Below are 19,270 nucleotides of genomic sequence, written 5' to 3' on the forward strand. Positions count from 1 at the left end.
CCTTCCTAATCATAATTTTATGAAGTACGTAGTATTGATAAGTTTGATTGTTAATGTTGCTTTGGCGCAACAAAGAGCGGTGCCGGAGTGCAATACTATTTTTATGTGTGTAGATCAGGAAACCTACAAAAATATATGCGTTAATCCTTTTGTAAAGGATACGTTGTTCATTTGTCAAGAGGTCAGTACTGATACTAATAAAGAATCCTATCAAGGAAAATATTTTATTGGAAAATCGGCCACAATTGAATGGTTTGCTCCTAAAGAAAATGGAAACTTTGGCGATGTCCTTGGAGATATTGGTATCGAATTTAAAACACGTCAATTCGGGGAGCAACAAGAAATAATAAGGGAAGCCAACAAGAAAAATATCAGTTTACGTGCAGATCAAGTAAAATTTAGCGATTCGATTCCATGGTATTCCTCCATTCAATTGAAGGACAATCCTAAAAATTTACAAGTAAGTACGCTTGAATACCGAAAGGAATATTTAGAATACTTAGGTTTTACTGCCGATGAAATCAAACAGCCGATGACATTTGAGGATTTTAATACCAAACTTTCTGATGGGCGGGCTTATCCCAGAGCATTTTCGAAATTGAAAGCCATAAAGATTAAAATAAATTCGAAAACGCTGCACTATCTTCAAGATTTCTGCAGCTTGAATGGTATGCTTTCGAAGAAAAATGCCTTTACGAATAACGATTTTACCATTTTTTATACCCTCGATGATAGCCTAAGTACTGTTGAAATGATCAATCTCAAGGTAGAGCTTACGCATAAATTCAAAAAAAGAACCATCGTCCTTTCTCCAAAACTGGTTCTCAAAATACATAAAAAGGAAGGTCTTTTTGTTTTTAATTAAAATCATCAAAATCCTGTATTGAGGAATTTAGTTGTAGTAAATGTCAACCGCGAAATGCTATTTATCTTTTTTGAAATGAACCTCAAATCACAAAACTTTGCGCACCTTTCGTTTCAAGTAGCTCTGCATTTTCAAAGCTTCACTTTCCATAAGTGAGGGAGGAAGTAAATTGGTTTTAGAATTGTACTTTTGTACTAAATTTAGTTTTTGAGAGTTACAATGATGATGTAGTAATGGCAGATTATTGTGATTGAATTTTCCTCAAAAACCACCAAATAAAACGGTTGTGACTACAAAAAATGAGGCTTTTACTCCTTGGACAATGTGTTTGTCTTGTCGAGGGTTGGGCAAAATAAAACAACGTATTCCCAAAAGAGTACGACTACAATATCAAAAGGAGGTTGCCCAATTTCAACAATCAAATCTAGAAGGTGCCGAACCCGTTTCCCCAAAAGGACATTGGAATACTTGTGCAACTTGTTCAGGAACAGGCTTGCTTTTGACGACTAAAACTACCAGTAGTTCTTCAGAAGAGTATCCTCATGTGGCAATTATTGGTGGCGGTATTGGCGGTGTGGCTTTGGCGGTAGCTTGTTTGCATCGCGGCATTCCTTTTACACTTTTTGAACGCGACGCTACTTTTGAAGCTAGGTCTCAAGGTTATGGCCTCACGCTGCAACAAGCCAGTAAAGCTATGGAAGGGTTGGGAATTGTTGCTTTAGAGGCGGGAGTAGTTTCAACACGACATGTAGTCCATACGGTTGAAGGCATAATTTTGGGAGAATGGGGCATCCGAAAATGGGAACCCTCCAAAACAAAAATAGCACCGAAACGCACTAACATTCATATCGCAAGACAATTATTACGGCAAGCACTGATTGATCAGCTTGGTGGAAAAGAGTGTTTGCAATGGGGACACCAATTTGTCGCCTGCCAAGAACGAGAAGATGGGATTGAGTTAGAATTTGTAGTCAATGGCGAGCTTAAAAGCATCAAAACTGATTTGTTGGTGGGAGCCGATGGTATCCGAAGCGCGGTTCGTAAAGCAGTTGTAGGAGATGAAATAGCACCTTTACGCTACTTAGGTTGTATCGTTATTCTGGGGATTTGCCCTTTGTCTGCCCTTGAAGGTTTGAAAAACAATTTGTTAGATGGTGCTACGGTCTTTCAAACCGCCAATGGAAACGAGCGCATTTACATTATGCCTTACACCGCTGATGCAGTCATGTGGCAATTGAGTTTTCCGATGGACGAAGATGCCGCCAAACAGTTGAGTGCTCAGGGATCTAAAGTCCTCAAAACCGAAGCCCTACGAAGAACCCAATGGCACGATCCTATTCCGCAAATACTTTTGGCTACAGACGAAACACTAGTTTCGGGTTATCCTGTTTATGATAGGGAATTGCTAACACCCGAGATATTGGCAAAAGCAAACCAAGTCACCTTACTTGGAGATGCAGCACATCCAATGAGTCCTTTTAAAGGGCAAGGGGCTAATCAAGCTTTATTAGATGCTCTTTCGCTAGCCAGAACCATAACAAAAGGATGCGGACCAAAGTCAGATTGGAGAGCCAAAGGAATCAGAGCGCAAGTATTAACTCCTTTTGAATCAGAAATGTTGGCGCGTAGTGCTGTTAAAGTAAAAGATTCAGCCGCAGCCGCAGAATTCTTACATTCCGATGTTGTACTTCATGAAGCAGACGAACCCAGAGGAAGGTGTTTGTTGAAATAAAAGAGAATCCCTCTTTTGGAGCTCTTTAAATTTTTTCTAAACTATAAAGTAGTGCGTAACAGCAATGGTTTTTTACTGTAACACTACCTAAATCAATTGGGATTATTATAAATAGCGGGCTGCCGTACATGTTGGTTCCAAAAATGGAAAGTTAAAACTTAGTTTACCCCTGAATATTCTGCTTTATTCGTCAAAATTCTGCTTCATAAAGTTAACAATAAAGTCTATCCTAAGAGCTTATACTTTTGCGTCATTAGTAACAAACAAAATTTTAAAATGATGATCAAGAAAGCAAAATTTATGTCTTTGGTAGTATTAGCTGGTTTTTCATTATTCTCATGTTCAAATGAGGATGAAAGTACCACTACCGACACCACTACAACTACTCCTCCAACTACTACAGTTACCCCAACTACCGAGGCGCAAACTTTTAAAGATGTAGCTTATGCATCCACTTCAAGTGCTCAGAAAATTGATGTTTATGTACCAGCAGGTGTGGGACCATTTCCTGCTGTAGTGCTGATACACGGCGGCGCTTTCAAAGCAGGAGATAAAGAAATGGAAGCTACAAATGCAGCAAAATTAGTAGCCAATGGTTACGTTGCAATAAGCGTTAATTATAGATTGAGTGGCGAAGCGGTTTTTCCAGCAGCAGTACATGATTGTAAGGCGGCGATTCGATTTGTTAGAGCCAATGCTACCACTTACAAAATCAATCCAAACAAAATTGGATCTTGGGGTTCCTCGGCTGGAGGAAATCTTTCGGCAATCATTGGAACCTCTGGCGGAGATACGTTTTTAGAAGGGACTCAAGGAACTTATTTAACGACTTCTTCAACAGTGCAGGCAACTATTGATTGGTTTGGCCCTATCAATTTTGCAAGTATGGTACCAGAAGCCTTAGCTTTAGGTTTCCCTACAACTTACAATGTAGCCAATGAATCACAATATCTAGGAGTGTCTGATGCAAATGATCCAATTAATATTGCACTGGTAAACAAAGCCAATCCTAGCAAATATATTGACGCCAATGATCCACCATTTTGGATTCAAGCGGGAAGTGTAGATCCTTTAATTCCATATACTCAAAGTTTTAATTTTTATAAAGATTTGAAAGCCGTTTTGGGAGAGAGCAAAGTAGGCTATGAATTGATTACAGGTGCTGGTCACGGTGGTGCTTTATTTAGTACCGATGCCAATCTAAACAAAGCCATTTCATTTCTTGATTCCAAACTAAAATAATCCTAAATTTATCTGCAAGATGTAACGTCTTGCAGATTTTTATGCTATGTATAAATTCCCTATAAAAACATATTTTTTCCTTGCCTTGGCCATTGCCATTCTTTTGTCGTTATCTCCTATGCTAATTTTAATTGCGCATCACAACAGTTATGAAATTTTGGATAAAGTGATTTTGTTTACCACAGCTTTTTTGATCACTTTTTGTAATTTACTTTTCCAAAATTGGTTGCAATCTAAGGAGGTTACTGTTTGGAGAAGGGTGTGGCTTACTGCGGTGCTGAATTGTATTTTATTTGGCGTCAACATAATGGTTAGAATTCCATTTTGGAATAAGATTTTTTTAAATAAACCGCCGTTTGCTGTCATTGTTGGAATAGATCTAGTACGTCATGCGATTATTGTGCTAGTTACTTTTTGGGTAGTTTCTTTTTTAAGAAAAATGGCAGCCGAGTCCACGTATAAAATCAAAGTGCGAGACTTAGAGAACCAAACCTTGCAGTTGCAATTAAAAAATTTAACGGCTCAGTTACAACCGCATTTCTTTTTTAATAGCTTGAATGTTTTGGCCGAATTAATTCATATCGATGTTCAAAAAAGCGATCAGTATATTCAGCATTTATCCAACATTTTTCGGTATGTTTTGACCAATCAAGAGCGAGCAATTATTGACTTAGAAGAAGAAATTAACTTTGTTTCTTCGTATCTGTTTCTTTTAAAAATTCGATTCGATACTACCATAACGGTGACCCATACGCTAACTGATGCCAGTGCTTTTTCGATTCCTTCATTGTGTACTTTAGTGGTTTTAGAAAATATCGTCAAACACAATAATGTGGAGCATATGGAAATAACTATTTCGCTATCAAGCGACAAATCTTATTTTGTAATTGCTAATTCATTAAACAAAAAAAACAGTATCGAAGTCGATAGTTTAGGAATTGGATTGGCCAATATTGAAAAAAGATGTCAGTTGATACTCCAAAAATCGATCCTAATTCAAGAAACAGATAGCTTATTTGAAGTGAAAATTCCATTAAAAATCAAGGAAAATGAATTTTAAAATCATCATCATTGAGGACGAAAAGTTAGCCGTTACTCGAATCAAAAGAATGCTCAACGAACTCGAAGATTCCTTCGAAATTGTCAAGGAAATTAAAAGTGTGCAAGAAGGAATGGAGTGGTTTGCGACGAATGAAAATAAACCTTTGGATTTCATTTTATCCGACATACAGTTGTTGGACGGAATTTCATTTGAAATATTCGAGCGATTTTCGATCACAACTCCAATTATTTTTACCACCGCTTATGATGAATATTTGCTAAAAGCTTTTAAAAATTATGGAATTGAATATCTTTTAAAACCTTTTTCGAACAAAGAATTGAGTTCGGCGATTGAAAAATTCAAAAGCTTAAAAAAAGCTCCCTCTCCTTCATTACAATTTTCTGAAGCCCTATTTCGAGAACTTTTGAAAAACAAAGAAAATAAGTTTCCCACTTTAATTTCTTATGCTAGAGACAAGATTATTCCCGTAAAAACAGAAGACGTGGTGTACTTTAGTTTGAGTCATCAGTCCGTTTTTGCGCATACAGAAAATCATAAATGGTTGCTCAATGAGAGTTTAAACCAAATCGAAGACCTATTACCGCGACATCATTTTTATAGGGCCAACAGACAATTCATTATTCAAAGAAAGTACATAAAAGAAATTGAAAACTATTTTGGAGGCAAATTAAAAATTTTGGCCACTATAAAACACGAAGAAATACTGATTAGCAAGGACAATTGCAAAGATTTTAAAGATTGGTTAAAAGGGTAAACATACAATTGAAAAGAGTTCTAGTCACTAGTAAATTCTTTTTTTTAAATATCCTTCCCTAGAAAAATAAGTTAGTTAATAATTTTAAAAATAATAAACATATGAAAAAAACAACCCTTTTATGTGTAGTTTGCTTAGGCTTTTTTTCTGCCTTAAAAGCACAAAATCCAACGGAAAATTTGAAATTGGATACTTCTAAATTTCAAGTACAAGAATTGACAATCGATGGAAAAACGATCAAAGTAAGAGCCTTTGAAAACAGGATGTATGTAAGCAATCCAGTAGATACGGCGTATCAAAAAATGAATATTTATATTCCTGAAGCCTACTTTAACAACCAAACGGTAAATGGCTATACCGCTCAAACTGCTCCTATTTTCTTTCCGAATAAAGTTGGCGGTTATATGCCCGCCAAACCAGCCACGACCAAAGATAACCCAATGGGAATGCGCCCACCCATCAACGGAGAAATGCCTACTATGGGCAACAGACCGCCAGAAGGATTACCTCCGATGAGAGAAAGAATGCCATCAAAACCGCTGACCGTTGTTGCAGCGCTAGCCAGAGGATATGTAGTAGCTTCGCCGGGAGCGAGGGGAAGAACTTTAAAAGATCAAAATGGGAATTTTACGGGCAAAGCGCCAGCAGGCATTGTAGATTTGAAAGCTGCAGTTCGCTATTTGAAATTTAATGATGCTGTAATGCCTGGCGATGCCAATAAAATAATTTCAAACGGAACGAGTGCGGGTGGCGCTATGTCTACCTTATTAGGAGCTACCGGAGATGCTGTAGATTATGAACCTTTTTTGAAGGCCATTGGTGCGGCAAAGGCGAGCGACGCAATTTTTGCCGTTTCTGCTTATTGTCCGATCACGAACTTAGAGCATGCTGATATGGCGTATGAATGGCAATTCGATGGCATAAATACCTATAAAAAAGGAGGTCCTTTTGCAAAGAAAGATGCGCAACCACAAGAATTGACAACCGATCAAATAAAAGTATCTCAAGCATTAAAAGTTTTATTTCCTGACTATTTGAACGGGTTGCAACTTAAAGATAAAAAAGGCGTAGTATTATCTTTGGACAAAAGTGGAAATGGTAATTTCAAAACTTTGGTTCAATCGTATGTGATGGCATCTGCTCAAAAAGCGCTAGATTCAGGTGTTGATTTATCTGAATTTCCATTTGTAAAGGTGGCCCAATTAAAAGTAGTGGGAATTGATTATGAGGCGTATGTAAAGTTTATAGGCCGACAAAAAACACCGCCCGCTTTTGATGCTTTAGACCTTTCGAGTCCAGAAACCCAACTTTTTGGAACAGCAACAATCGATAACCAACATTTTACAGCATTCAGTAAAGCAAATTCTACGGTTACAGCAACTACGGCTGACGATCAGTTAATAAAAATGATGAATCCCATGCATTACATTGGTGTTTCGGGAGTGGCGACTTCAAAACATTGGCGCATTCGTCACGGGTCTAATGATAAAGATACCGGACTTGCAATTTCGATCATGTTGGCCACTTTATTAGAAAATAATAATGTGCAGGTAGATTTGGCATTACCTTGGCAAAAACCGCATAGTGGCGATTATGATTTAGACGAATTGTTTCAATGGATTGACGGAATTTGTAAATAACAATTTGTATTGTCTAAGATTCTTTTTTTGATAAAATCAAAAGGCAAGGGATTTTGCTCCTATTTAACCCAGAATCCGCATTAGACTTCGTAGCGAGACTGAATTATTCAATAAAAGCAAGAGCTCACGGACTATTTTTGAAGAAGGAATACTTTTGTATTTTGAATTTAAAAATAGGAGTAAGTTCTTGGTTTTGAAGAAGAATTTAGTCGTAGTAGATTTCTAATGCGGAATCTGGGTTTAAGTTTGTTTTGAAAAACAGAAAGTTCTTTATAGCCCCGATAGTAGTGAAAATCCTTTGGTGGCGGGGTTCGACACCAAAGATTGTAACGGATAGCGGGACGACTCGTGTGGTACGCAAAATAGTGGTGCTCCTAGAACTACTTTAAAAAAGTATTCTTTTTTTGAGGATAAAAGTTATTTTTACGGTTCAAACAACAAGATATGATTTTAAGAAAAGCCCATCATTCTGAAATCCCTACAATTTGGGAAATCCTGCAAGCGGCAATTGCCCAACGCAAAAAAGACGGCAGCACACAATGGCAAGATGGCTATCCGAATTTGGAAACGGTGACTAATGATTTTGTGAAAGGATATGCCCATGTCTTGGTCGAAAATGAGATTGTGGTAGCCTATGCAGCCATCATTTTTGGCGAGGAACCTGCTTACAATGACCTTCAAGGAGCGTGGTTGAGCTATTCGGATTATGTGGTGGTGCATCGTGTGGCTACGGCACCTGAGTACAAAGGAAAGGGAATGGCTACGCTTTTATTCGAAAAAATTGAAGAGTTGAGCAAAGCCAAAGGGGTATTTAGCATTAAAGTCGATACCAATTTTGATAACTTTCCGATGTTGAAAATTCTCGAAAAATTGGGCTATACCTATTGTGGTGAGGTGGTATTTCGAGGGGCGCCACGAAAGGCCTTTGAGAAGTTGTTGAAATAGCGTAAAACTAGATATAAAAAGTCCAGCAATCGTTTGTGATTGCTGGACTTTTTGGTTTTAATTATAAATCATTTTATAGTTGATTTCCTCAGGAGCTAACAAACGAGCCCGATGACTAAAATCGACTAGAATTTTGAGTTCTTCTAATTCATAGCGATTGAGCAAAATAATGAAGTTGTTTTGCAAGGTTGGAATCGGAATTTTCTTTTCATAAATCGAGTTTTCATATTCTTTTTCCCAATAATCACTGTCGATGGAGTTGAGGTACACCCTAAAACGATCAAATTCGGTCGCATCAAAATTGAAGGTTAAATTATTAAATGACAAATTATACAACGTGCTGTGTTGACAAAAAAACAGCAATCCGTTGTTGGTTCTATTTAAAATGTTTAGGGTGCACATACGCTTCCAGAATTAAGATTTTACAAAGGCAGTAATGATTTTTGAGACTTCTTCTTGTGTAGCATCGGGTTTTAAGTCGAATAACACACTAAATAATGATTTTTTATTCACCTTTTTTTCTAAAGTAAGGTCTTTGTTTTTGCCATATACTTTAGCCCATTCGTTGCGAACTTTTTCCCATAATCCTTTGTTTTTGGCCCAATACTTTTGAGCCAATTGGCATTTTTCGTCTTGCACCTTAGTATAAATATCCATTCCTTTTTCTTGTGCTAAAAGTACATCCGAACCTCCTTCTGTACGAATCAATTTGTCGTTGTCTTGTTCGTGAATCCATCCTTTTGGAGTGATTTCGTGAATGTTTCTTCTTTTTAAAACATTGTAATCGTTACGAATCGTATGTTCGCGTCTTGGCAACGGGGCATCGGTCACGTTTTTCCAAGAAGTAATTCCGTCTACTGTGGCCCAACTTGCGGTACCTTCATAACGCGGACTATCATCTACTTGATATACTTTTTGTGTCCACTGTCCTTTGACAGCAGTGGGAGTAAGTTTTTTGTATTTCCAAGTTAATTCTTTATCAAAAGTCAATAAATCGGTGTTTTCGTAGAGCCAATCTTGTCGCCAGTGTTTTACAATATCTTCTTCTTTATCGCCTGTAATTAACAGGTGTTGTAAAACCAATTTGTTGGGCGTGTTTTCTACTAATTCTATCCATTCCAAAGCCGTTTCATGTTTGGTTTTAGAGGGTTTGTAAGTGGTCGTGTCTTTGGGATACTCGAAAGTTTCGGTAAAATTAAATTGTACTTCATAACATCCACACATTGATTGAATGGCTTTGATGTCTTCTTTTTGTTTGGCGGTTTGTCCAAAGCTGAGGTTTACGCTTAGTGCCAACACACTACAAGCTAGCATTGATTTTGTTTTCATTATTGTACTAAAAAAGGTTAAAATTAATTACTGCAAATCTATAATATTTATTTAGAATAAATAAAAATAATTATATATTTGCCTAAAAATAATCAAGAACAATTCTAAATAATGAAAACCCAACTAACCTTAACTATATTATTATCAACGTTATTTGTTGGATATGCTCAGCAGCAATCAAACGATTCATTACGAGTAAACGCTTTGCAAGAAATAGTAGTTACGGGTCAAATGGAGCCTCAATCCCTAAAGAAATCAGTTTTTAATGTACGGGTTATTAGTGCAAAAGACATTCAAAACTTAGCCGCAACTACTTTGGCCGACATCTTGAACCAATACTTAAACATTACTTTACGACCCAGTGGGACGGATGGACGTTCTACGGTTTCGCTTTTTGGTTTGGATGGGCAATATTTTAAAATTTTGGTAGACAATATTCCATTAGTAGGAGAATCTGGATTTGGAAACAATGCGGATTTATCTCAAATCAATCTTGATGATGTACAGCAAATTGAGATTATCGAAGGATCAATGGGCGTAACGCATGGCGCCAATGCGGTGAGTGGCGTATTGAATATTATTACCAAAAAAGCGGCCAAAACTAAATGGAATGTGCGAGCCACACTGCAAGAAGAAACGGTACAAAACGAATATGCGTGGATGGATAAAGGCCGACACATTCAAGGGGTGTCTTTTTCATTTGCTCCAAAAGGAGGATGGTTTTTTAACGCGGCCATCAATCGCAATGATTTTCAAGGGTTTTTGAATGATAAAAAGGGAAAATTTTATTTTGAAAACGATGGCACTCGCGGTTATCGTTGGCTGCCAAAAGAACAACTGACCACTTCGACTACCTTGGGCTATCAAAAAAATCAATTTCGGTTTTTTTATAAATTCCAATTCCTAAACGAACAAATCGATTTTTATAACGCCTCGGTTCAATCAGCGTATAACCCAGAATTGGGCGCTTATCGCTATGCTTTGGACCAACGTTTTTTGACCCATCGCAACTTTCATCATTTGTCAGTTTCAGGAAATGGAGCGGATAGCATGAACTATACGGTTTCGCTTTCTTATCAAAAACAACAACGAGATGTTGAGGCCTTTCGCTATTTGTTGAACAGCCAAACCGAACAAGGACTGACCTCGCAAAAAGACCAAGCTACAGAAGTACTTTATTCAACTGGAACGTGGAGCAATTTTTTTAAAAGTCAAAAACTGGACCTTCAATTGGGGTATGAAATTTCACGAAATTTAGGTTTTGCCTTGATTCAAGAAAGTAATAATCTACTGGTTCCGATTTCAAAACGATTGAATAACTATGATTTTTTTGTGGGATCGGAACTCAAATGTACGCCTAGTTTTTCCCTTCGTCCTGGATTTCGATATTCTATACAATCTCTTTTTGAGAACCAATATGCCGCTTCCTTGGGTGTGAGATATTTGTTTAAAAATGAGGTAGAATGGCGTGCATCGGTAGGTCAATCTTTCCGAACACCATCGTTTGAAGAACTTTATGTGAAACAAATATTTGACGGACATCATTTTACGGGGAATGAAAATTTAATTCCCGAAACGAGTACTTCGTTTGAAATGAGCTTCAAGAAGAATTTCTTGATCCAAGACAAATCTCAGTTAGCCAGTACTTTGACAGGGAGTTTTCTTCAGGTGAAAGATCGTATCGATATGGCTTTGGCACAATACAATCCCACCACTGGAAATCCAGAATACGAATATATCAATATCAATACCTATAAAATGTGGAATGTAGCCACAACCAATCAATTCAAAAGCCACAATTTTGGAGGAACTTTTGGTGCGGCTTTGGTAGGGATTGCTCAACAATTGGACAATAATGCGTTTCGTGCGGATGACCGATTTTTGTATTCATTTAGCCTGAACACTAGTCTTTCTTATACGTTACCAAAATGGGAAACTGTTTTTTCGGCCTACTACAAATACAATGGCAAAACCCAGCAGTTTATAGCAACATCCTCTGAATATGTTATTTCTGATATTGGAGAAAGTCATTGGTTGGACGCCACCGTTCAAAAGAAATTTTTCAATGGTACCCTTGAAACGACCTTCGGAGCCAGAAACATTTTGAATATTACCAATATCAATCAAACTCGAACTGCTGATGGTGCTGGCCATGCCGCTTCCAACCAAATCATGCTGGCGTATGGTCGCTCTTTTTTTCTAAAAGTAACGTATAACCTTAATCTTTAATATAAATCAAAGTACGATGAAAAAACAATTTTTACTACTATCAATAAGCTTACTGTCATTGGCCTCATGTTCCAGTGATGATACAGCACTTGCCCCAGTTCCTGAAGTTCCATCTTTGGGAGCCATAATTCAACCCGCCGTTGGAGGACATCATCAACCCAATCAAGTATATGTGGATTTGAGCGCCAATAAAGCCGAAGCCATCAATAGAAGCAGTTGGGATTTCGGATTTTATTCAGGAACCTCATTCCGTGTAGTGTTGAATGGCTCGATCAAAATGGCCGTCAAAAAGTTAGAAACCAACGATATTACCTTGCCTCAAACGATGGATGCTGCAGTAGCTGTTGGTGGTGGAACTGTGTTGGCTAGTAATGGTTTTGTAGACCATCCAACGGGAGTTTTGGAAGGAGCGGGAGCGGGGTTAGGAACAGCCATCGCCGAAATTTCAGCTACAGATGCGGATAATAAAGTCTATTTGGTCAATCTAGGATTTGCGATCGCTACAACTGCGCCTGCCCTCGGGTCCGTAAGTTTGGATGGGGAAGCGAGAGGCTGGAAAAAAATCAGAATTCTGAGAAGTGGAAACGGTTACAAAATACAATATGCAGACTTAAACGCTACAACATTTACTGAAAAAATCATTGCCAAAGACGACACGTTTAATTTCACTTTCTTTAGTGTAAAAGAAGGAAAAACGGTAACGGTTGAACCACAAAAAACCAAATGGGATTTGAATTTCACTTCTTTCACCAATTATTTACCAATACCAACAGGTGATGTGACGTATGGCTACTCTGATTTTATTGTTTCGAACAGATTGGGCGGCACGCAAGCCTATCAAGTGCTAGTCGCTGATGGCGGCGCCTATGCTGATTTTACTCGCGCAAAAGTAGTTGAAGCTAATTTTACACCTTCCAAAACCGATCAAAGAATCATAGGCGCCAGCTGGAGAAGCGGAGGCGGACCAACTACCTTACCGAGCGTGAGAACCGATCGTTTTTATGTAGTAAAAGACGCCGCTGCTAATTATTATAAAGTTAGATTCTTAGCTATGAGCAATGAAGCGGGTGTTCGTGGTAATCCCACTTTTGAATATAAAAAATTAGAATAGTCAGCATCATTTTCCATGATTTCTTGTGTTTTTTTACAATCCTTAAATGATTATTCTTTTACAACTTTTTGTTTGTTGTTTTTGTAGAAGAAATCATTTTTGGGTTGTTTTTTTATATTATAAAGACACTTACGATTGTTAATTTGGTTGACGAATTTTAGCATTTATTTAATATTTCTTACTTTTCGTTCAAAATTTACGCAAATGAAAAAAATAGCCTTCCTAATTACTGCTTTGACCTTTAGTGTTTCCTGGGGACAAAACGGTAATTCTACCACAACTCCAACTTTGTTTCAGGAGTTGACTTTGCAAAATGTTGGACCCACAGTAATGAGTGGACGCGTAGTTGACGTGGCGGTAAATCCTGAGAATCCTATCGAATTTTATGTGGCCTATGCCTCAGGTGGGTTGTGGTATTCGAATACGAATGGTTTGCGTATGGAACCTGTGATGGATACAGCGCCTACACTAAATTGTGGTTCTGTCTTTGTGGACTGGAAATCAGGAATGATTCTGGTGGGTACTGGAGAAATCAATTCTTCGAGATCTTCTTATGCAGGAATAGGTTTGTTACAATCATTTGACAAAGGAAAAACCTGGAAAAATATTGGATTGACCGACAGTCATCATATCAGTAAAATTTTGGTTAACCCAAAAAATAGCCAAGAAATTGTTGTAGGAGTGGCGGGACATTTGTATACCAAAAACAAGGAAAGAGGTGTTTTTAAAACAACCGATGGTGGAAAATCGTGGCAACAAGTGTTGTTCGTAAATGATGAAACCGGAGTGATTGATATGGCAGTGGCCGAAAATAATTTTGACGTTATGTACGCCAGTGCTTGGCAGAAAGACAGAAAAGCACACAATTTCAATGGAAACGGAAAAGCTTCTGGTATTTATAAAAGTACCGATGCTGGATCGACTTGGCAGTTGATTTCTACCCCAGAAAGTGGCTTTCCTTCGGATGAATTTGTGGGACGTATTGGATTATCGGCTTTTACTTCAGATAGTATATATGCGGTGATGGACAATCAAAAAATGCGTCCTTCGGCTAAAAAAGAAAAAGACCCCAACGATGAAGATCCAGAGGTAATTGGAGCCGAAGTTTTTAAGTCCGTTAACGGAGGGAAAACGTGGGTAAAAACCAATACGAGTTTTATTGATGATTTTTATTCTAGCTATGGGTATTATTTTGGCGATATCACGGTAGACCCCAAAAATCAAGAACGAATTTATATTACAGGCGTTCCGTTGTTGTTTTCAGATAATGGAGGTAAAACATTTCAAGCCATTGATGGTGATAATGTACACTCCGATCATCACGTAGTTTGGATTAATCCTAACAATCCGAATCATTTGGTTAACGGAAATGACGGTGGTTTGAATATTACTTATGATAATGGAAAATCGTGGCAGTTGTGTAACAGTATCCCAGTGGGTCAGTTTTATGCCGTAAATGTCGATGAACAAGAACCGTATAATATTTATGGAGGTTTGCAGGATAATGGCGTTTGGGTTGGTGCGAGCAATTACAGTGCTTCTATTGGCTGGCAACAAGAAGGAAAATATCCTTATGCGAGATTAATGGGAGGCGATGGGATGCAAATCCAAATCGACAAACGTAATCCAAATATCATTTTTACAGGATACCAATACGGAAGTTACTACCGCATCAATCGTGCGGATGAATCTAAAAGTAAATTCATTGCGCCGAAAGCCAAAAAAGGAGATAAATCGTATCGATACAATTGGCAATCGCCTATTTTATTGTCATCTCACAATCAAGACATTTTGTATTTAGGGTCCAATTTTTTACACCGTTCTATGAATCAAGGCGATACTTGGACGGCTATTTCACCCGATTTAACGCAGGGAGGCAAACAAGGAAATGTGGCTTTTGGAACGTTGACCACCATCAGCGAAAGTCCTTTCGAGTTTGGAATGTTGTATACGGGTAGTGATGATGGTTTAGTGCAATTTAGTAATAATGGTGGAGCGAGTTGGAAAGTGATTTCTACTACTTTACCACAAAACCTTTGGGTAAGTAGAGTAGTGGCTTCTGCGCACAAAAAAGAGCGTGTTTATGTCACATTCAATGGGTACCGAAATGACGATTTTGCAAGTTATGTATATGTTTCAGAAGATGCAGGGCAAACTTGGAAAAGTATTGCTAACAATCTTCCTGCAAGTCCTGTAAATGTAATTATAGAAGATACTATTTTGGATAGCGTGTTGTATGTAGGAACAGATAATGGCTTGTACATTTCTGTGGATGGCGGTGCTTCTTGGCAAGATTTCTCTAACGGAATGCCACCTGTTGCAGTGCACGATTTGGTAATTCAAAAGAAAGCCAAAGATTTAATTGTGGGGACACACGGTCGTTCGGTGTATAAAGTGAGTTTGAAACAAGTACAAGAATTGAAAAAAGAGGTTTTAGACAAAACTCTTTATGTGTATGAAATCAAAAACACGACCAAATCCGAGAGATGGGGTTCGAAACGTGGTGCTTGGGGTGACGAATTTATTCCAAAAAATGAGCTTTGGTTTTATACCAATTCTGCTGGCAATGTAAGCATTCAATTAGAAAATCTTTCTAAAGAAATCGTGTATACAACTACTGTTACTGCTCAAAAAGGATTGAACAAAGTGGTGTACGATTTGTCTATCGACAAAGCTGCAGCCGACAAATGGATGGCAAAAGATAAAAAGCTAAAAATAACCCCTGCTAAAAACGGCAAGTATTATTTGCCAGTCGCTAATTATACTTGGAGCGTTGCTAAAGACAAAGATAAAGCGACAACACCTTTCGAAATTGTAGCGCCTAAATAAAACGCGGTCTAAAATAAAAACACAAATTTGATAATCCGTTACTTGTAACAATAATAAAAATGGCACGCAGATGACGCAGATTTAAACGGATTTTTATATGCAAATCAGCGAAAATCCCTACCATCCGAGTTCCATTCTTGGTACACATAGCGGACAGTCAAAAAAACAAAAGGCACGATTCCAAGTTGGTTTCGTGCCTTTTTTTGGCAAACATCTTTAACAATTAAACTTCTAAAATATTTTTAAAATTGTGCCACTTCTGTTGAGTTTTTCATTGCGGTTGTAGACGCTTTTCCAGTAGTAACCGTATTTTGAACAGCGTCAAAATAGCTCGTTCCTACAAAACCTTGGTGTTTTACCGCTCTAAAACCGTGTTGTTGCAAAGCAAATTCTCTTTCTTGTAATTCAGAGTAGCCCGCCATACCTCTTTCTTTGTAAGCTTTAGACAATTCAAACATACTCGTGTTCAAAGCGTGGAATCCAGCCAAAGTAATGAATTGGAATTTATACCCCATAGCCGCCAAGTCTTCTCTAAAAGTTTCCATTTCAGCAACTGATAGTTTCGCTGCCCAGTTGAACGAAGGCGAACAGTTGTAAGCCAACATTTTTCCTGGATATTTCGCGTGAATAGCATCGGCAAATTGTTTAGCGTAAGCCAAATCTGGATTACTAGTTTCCATCCAAATCAAGTCTGCATATGGCGCATAACTCAACCCACGGTCTATACCTTGCTCCACACCACAGTTTACATAGAAGAAACCTTCGTCTGTTTTTTCTCCTGTGATGAATTTTGCATCTCTTGGGTCGATATCGCTCGTTAATAAGTTCGCCGCATCTGCGTCGGTTCTTGCTACAATCAAGGTTGGCGTTCCCATTACGTCGGCAGCCAAACGAGCAGCGATTAATTTATTGATGGCTTCTTGCGTAGGAACCAAAACTTTTCCGCCCAAGTGTCCGCATTTTTTAGCAGAGCTCAATTGGTCTTCAAAGTGTACGCCCGCTGCACCCGCTTCAATCATCGATTTCATCAATTCAAAAGCGTTCAAGTTTCCTCCAAAACCTGCTTCAGCATCAGCTACAATCGGAACCAAATAGTCTTTTTTATCTGCGGTTTTATTCACCACTTGAATTTGGTCAGCGCGCAACAAAGCGTTGTTGATTCTTTTTACAACCAACGGAACACTGTTGGCAGGATACAACGACTGGTCCGGATACATTTCGCCCGCCACATTTGCATCGGCTGCTACTTGCCAGCCGCTTAAGTAAATCGCTTCTAGTCCAGCTTCCACTTCTTGAATGGCTTGATTACCGGTCAATGCGCCTAATCCGGCAACAAAATCCTGCGATTTCAATCTGTTCCAAAGTTTCGTAGCGCCCATTCTAGCGATACTGTGTTCAATTTGGTAGGAACCTTGCAATTGCACCACTTCTTCAGCGGTGTAAGGACGTTCGATGCCTTCCCATCTTGGGTTTGTTAACCAATCAGTTACTAATTCTTGAATGCGTGTTTCGGTGGTTTTCATAATCTCTTTTTTTTAATTCTCGGTTGGTTTATAATAGATTTTTTGTTTCATTTAATTATCAGGAGCGGCAAGCAAAGGGCTTTTCAGTGAATATGGGTCCCGCTCTCCGTTATATCTCTGTCCTCGCTCGTTCGCGAGTCCAGAGGATACCACTGCGATCGGGGCTAAAAGCCAGCAATGTGATTTTCTAGAAAAACATAAGACACAAGGTTTTAAATGCCAACTTTAATTGTTGCTATGATTCGTTTAATTAAAGCAGGAAAATTGGTGTTCATCTGTGGAATTCGTGGCTTACTTTGTTAAGTCCTACAAATACTTATAACCCGGTATCGTCAAGAACTCTACAAATTTTTTGTTCACTACCAGTTGGTCTAATAGTTTTTCTGCCAAGATGTAGTTTTCCTCCTCGTGTGCTCGGTCGCCCACTTGCTTTCTGATTTTTTCATATTCTTCCATGGCGATGCGATTGTACAATTTGGTCGTTAATTTTTCACCCGAATCCAACGTCACTTCATTTTGAAGCCATTGCCACAATTGCGACCTTGAGATTTCGGCCGTGGCGGCATCCTCCATCAAGTGATGAATCGCTGCAGCTCCTTGACCGTTTAGCCAAGAAGTGATGTACAGCACGGCCACATTTACGTTTTTGCGAATCCCTTCTTCGGTAATCGTTCCTACTGGAATTTGCAACAAATCCGCTTCGGTAATGTGCAAATCCGCTCTTTTGATGTGAATATGATTTTTGGTCATCATATTTTCATTAAACACTTTCATCGCTATCGGAACCAAATCAGGATGCGCTACCCAAGTTCCGTCGTGTCCGTTTCTCGCTTCTCTTTCTTTGTCGGCAATTACTTTTTTGAAGGCGATTTCGTTAGCTTCAGGGTCATTTTTAATCGGAATTTGTGCAGCCATTCCGCCCATTGCGTGAATGTTTCGTTTATGACAACGCTGAATCACCAATTTAGAATACGCGTCCATAAAAGGCGTAGTCATTGTTACTTGGTCTCGATTCGGAACGATAAAGGCAGGATTATTTCTGAATTTTTTGATGTACGAAAAAATATAGTCCCAACGCCCGCAGTTCAAGCCTACGATATGGTCTCTTAATTCGTAGATGATTTCATCCAACTGAAAACTAGCGGTTATGGTTTCAATCAAAACCGTTGCTTTAAACGTGCCGTGTTGCTCTCCAAGGTATTCTTGTGCAAATTCAAACACTTCGTTCCACCATCTGGCTTCCAAATAATGTTCTAATTTGGGTAAGTAAAAATATGGAGCCGAACCGTTTCTGGCCAATTGGTCGTGATTGTGAAAAGCATATAACCCAAAGTCAATCAAAGAACCAGAAGCTTCTTCGTCTTCTATTAAGATATGCTTTTCGTTCAAATGCAAGCCTCTTGGGCGTACAATCAAAACGGCTGTTTTTTCGTTTAGTTTATAACTTTTGTTTTTTATTGGATCTTCTAGAGTAATTGTTTTGTTTACGGCATCTTTCAGGTTTTGTTGCCCTTCCATGATGTTGTCCCAAGTAGGCGAAGTGCTGTCTTCAAAATCGGACATAAAAGTTTTCGCTCCCGAGTTCAACGCGTTAATCACCATTTTTCTATCTACTGGTCCAGTGATTTCCACGCGTCTGTCGATTAGATCTTTTGGGATAGGAGCCGCTTGCCAGTTGCTTTCTCTAATGCTTTTGGTCTCCAAAGGGAAAGTAGGTAACACACCATTATCAAATTGGACTTGTTGTGCTTTGCGGGCTTCTAAAAGTTCCAATCGTTTAGCATTGAAATTTTCGTGCAAAGCCGTCAAAAAATCGATGGCTTCTTCGGTTAAAATGTTCTCGTGTTGCGCAATTTCTTCATTCAAAAATTGCCATTTTTTTTCGGTGGTTTCGGTTAGTGTTTTCATATGTTGATATTTTATTTTTTATCGGTCATATGTAATTCGCATATTCTTTTTGTTGGTTATAAGCCATTTAGTGCTATGCTCATTTCATAACTAGTTCATT

Annotated in this window: 14 protein-coding genes; 10 read left to right on the forward strand and 4 right to left on the reverse strand. The window is 38.4% G+C overall.

The annotated features are described in order from the left end of the window. Positions 1-19 precede the first annotated feature (19 nt). The 7 genes from ACSVH7_RS03810 to ACSVH7_RS03840 all read left to right on the forward strand — a co-directional run bounded on the left by ACSVH7_RS03810 (position 20) and on the right by ACSVH7_RS03840 (position 8,241). Positions 20-865, forward strand: a complete 846-nt coding sequence (locus tag ACSVH7_RS03810) for a DUF5829 family protein (RefSeq protein WP_438065356.1) — start codon at positions 20-22, stop codon at positions 863-865. A gap of 322 nt (positions 866-1,187) precedes the next feature. After that, the gene (locus ACSVH7_RS03815) at positions 1,188-2,597 is read left to right on the forward strand and encodes an FAD-dependent oxidoreductase (RefSeq protein WP_438065437.1); all 1,410 of its coding nucleotides are present in this window, start codon (positions 1,188-1,190) and stop codon (positions 2,595-2,597) included. Positions 2,598-2,873: 276 nt separating this feature from the next. Further along, the gene (locus tag ACSVH7_RS03820) at positions 2,874-3,839 is read left to right on the forward strand and encodes an alpha/beta hydrolase fold domain-containing protein (protein WP_438065357.1); all 966 of its coding nucleotides are present in this window, start codon (positions 2,874-2,876) and stop codon (positions 3,837-3,839) included. Positions 3,840-3,885: 46 nt separating this feature from the next. After that, positions 3,886-4,899 carry a sensor histidine kinase gene (locus ACSVH7_RS03825; RefSeq protein WP_438065358.1) on the forward strand — a complete coding sequence of 338 codons (1,014 nt, stop codon included), beginning with the start codon at positions 3,886-3,888 and terminating at the stop codon, positions 4,897-4,899. Continuing rightward, complete coding sequence (locus tag ACSVH7_RS03830) at positions 4,889-5,656, forward strand: LytR/AlgR family response regulator transcription factor (protein ID WP_438065359.1); 768 nt, start codon at positions 4,889-4,891, stop codon at positions 5,654-5,656. Before ACSVH7_RS03825 ends, ACSVH7_RS03830 begins: the two co-directional genes overlap by 11 nt. A 101-nt stretch (positions 5,657-5,757) precedes the next feature. Beyond that, on the forward strand, positions 5,758-7,296 hold the full coding sequence (locus ACSVH7_RS03835) for a subtype B tannase (protein ID WP_438065360.1): 1,539 nt from the start codon (positions 5,758-5,760) through the stop codon (positions 7,294-7,296). 444 nt (positions 7,297-7,740) lie between these two features. Next, positions 7,741-8,241 (forward strand): N-acetyltransferase family protein, encoded by a 501-nt coding sequence (locus ACSVH7_RS03840; protein WP_438065361.1) that lies wholly within the window; start codon positions 7,741-7,743, stop codon positions 8,239-8,241. 57 nt (positions 8,242-8,298) lie between these two features. Here the strand turns inward: ACSVH7_RS03840 and ACSVH7_RS03845 are convergent, their stop codons facing one another. Together ACSVH7_RS03845 and ACSVH7_RS03850 are read right to left on the reverse strand one after the other, a co-directional pair. Beyond that, positions 8,299-8,643, reverse strand: coding sequence for a DUF6686 family protein (locus ACSVH7_RS03845; protein WP_438065362.1), 345 nt, complete (start codon positions 8,641-8,643; stop codon positions 8,299-8,301). 12 nt (positions 8,644-8,655) lie between these two features. Next, complete coding sequence (locus ACSVH7_RS03850; protein ID WP_438065363.1) at positions 8,656-9,570, reverse strand: DUF6607 family protein; 915 nt, start codon at positions 9,568-9,570, stop codon at positions 8,656-8,658. A gap of 111 nt (positions 9,571-9,681) precedes the next feature. On the opposite strand from ACSVH7_RS03850, the gene ACSVH7_RS03855 reads away from it, so the two are divergent. The 3 genes from ACSVH7_RS03855 (at position 9,682) to ACSVH7_RS03865 (ending at position 15,739) form a co-directional block, all read left to right on the forward strand. Then, the gene (locus ACSVH7_RS03855) at positions 9,682-11,799 is read left to right on the forward strand and encodes a TonB-dependent receptor plug domain-containing protein (protein WP_438065364.1); all 2,118 of its coding nucleotides are present in this window, start codon (positions 9,682-9,684) and stop codon (positions 11,797-11,799) included. Between the two features lie 16 nt (positions 11,800-11,815). Continuing rightward, positions 11,816-12,910: an HmuY family protein gene (locus tag ACSVH7_RS03860; RefSeq protein WP_438065365.1), complete on the forward strand. Its 1,095-nt coding sequence runs from the start codon at positions 11,816-11,818 to the stop codon at positions 12,908-12,910. A gap of 204 nt (positions 12,911-13,114) precedes the next feature. Next, positions 13,115-15,739 carry a VPS10 domain-containing protein gene (locus ACSVH7_RS03865; protein ID WP_438065366.1) on the forward strand — a complete coding sequence of 875 codons (2,625 nt, stop codon included), beginning with the start codon at positions 13,115-13,117 and terminating at the stop codon, positions 15,737-15,739. A gap of 242 nt (positions 15,740-15,981) precedes the next feature. Here ACSVH7_RS03865 and aceA read toward each other — a convergent pair whose 3' ends face one another. Both aceA and aceB read right to left on the reverse strand, forming a co-directional pair. Beyond that, positions 15,982-17,262, reverse strand: coding sequence for an isocitrate lyase (gene aceA / locus ACSVH7_RS03870; RefSeq protein ID WP_438065367.1), 1,281 nt, complete (start codon positions 17,260-17,262; stop codon positions 15,982-15,984). A gap of 306 nt (positions 17,263-17,568) precedes the next feature. Continuing rightward, positions 17,569-19,170 carry a malate synthase A gene (gene aceB / locus ACSVH7_RS03875; RefSeq protein ID WP_438065368.1) on the reverse strand — a complete coding sequence of 534 codons (1,602 nt, stop codon included), beginning with the start codon at positions 19,168-19,170 and terminating at the stop codon, positions 17,569-17,571. Positions 19,171-19,270 lie beyond the last annotated feature (100 nt).

It is taken from the genome of Flavobacterium sp. TSSA_36 (assembly GCF_051547165.1).
In the GTDB taxonomy this organism is placed as follows: domain Bacteria; phylum Bacteroidota; class Bacteroidia; order Flavobacteriales; family Flavobacteriaceae; genus Flavobacterium.

Excerpts from the sequence above, each read along its gene's own strand:
- aceB (WP_438065368.1), bottom strand. The coding sequence starts at position 19,170 with ATGAAAACACTAACCGAAACCACCGAAAAAAAATGGCAATTTTTGAAT.
- ACSVH7_RS03850 (WP_438065363.1), bottom strand. The coding sequence starts at position 9,570 with ATGAAAACAAAATCAATGCTAGCTTGTAGTGTGTTGGCACTAAGCGTA.
- ACSVH7_RS03845 (WP_438065362.1), bottom strand. The coding sequence starts at position 8,643 with ATGTGCACCCTAAACATTTTAAATAGAACCAACAACGGATTGCTGTTT.
- ACSVH7_RS03855 (WP_438065364.1), top strand. The coding sequence starts at position 9,682 with ATGAAAACCCAACTAACCTTAACTATATTATTATCAACGTTATTTGTT.
- ACSVH7_RS03815 (WP_438065437.1), top strand. The coding sequence starts at position 1,188 with ATGTGTTTGTCTTGTCGAGGGTTGGGCAAAATAAAACAACGTATTCCC.
- ACSVH7_RS03810 (WP_438065356.1), top strand. The coding sequence starts at position 20 with ATGAAGTACGTAGTATTGATAAGTTTGATTGTTAATGTTGCTTTGGCG.
- ACSVH7_RS03830 (WP_438065359.1), top strand. The coding sequence starts at position 4,889 with ATGAATTTTAAAATCATCATCATTGAGGACGAAAAGTTAGCCGTTACT.
- ACSVH7_RS03820 (WP_438065357.1), top strand. The coding sequence starts at position 2,874 with ATGATGATCAAGAAAGCAAAATTTATGTCTTTGGTAGTATTAGCTGGT.
- ACSVH7_RS03840 (WP_438065361.1), top strand. The coding sequence starts at position 7,741 with ATGATTTTAAGAAAAGCCCATCATTCTGAAATCCCTACAATTTGGGAA.
- ACSVH7_RS03835 (WP_438065360.1), top strand. The coding sequence starts at position 5,758 with ATGAAAAAAACAACCCTTTTATGTGTAGTTTGCTTAGGCTTTTTTTCT.
- ACSVH7_RS03865 (WP_438065366.1), top strand. The coding sequence starts at position 13,115 with ATGAAAAAAATAGCCTTCCTAATTACTGCTTTGACCTTTAGTGTTTCC.
- ACSVH7_RS03860 (WP_438065365.1), top strand. The coding sequence starts at position 11,816 with ATGAAAAAACAATTTTTACTACTATCAATAAGCTTACTGTCATTGGCC.
- ACSVH7_RS03825 (WP_438065358.1), top strand. The coding sequence starts at position 3,886 with ATGTATAAATTCCCTATAAAAACATATTTTTTCCTTGCCTTGGCCATT.
- aceA (WP_438065367.1), bottom strand. The coding sequence starts at position 17,262 with ATGAAAACCACCGAAACACGCATTCAAGAATTAGTAACTGATTGGTTA.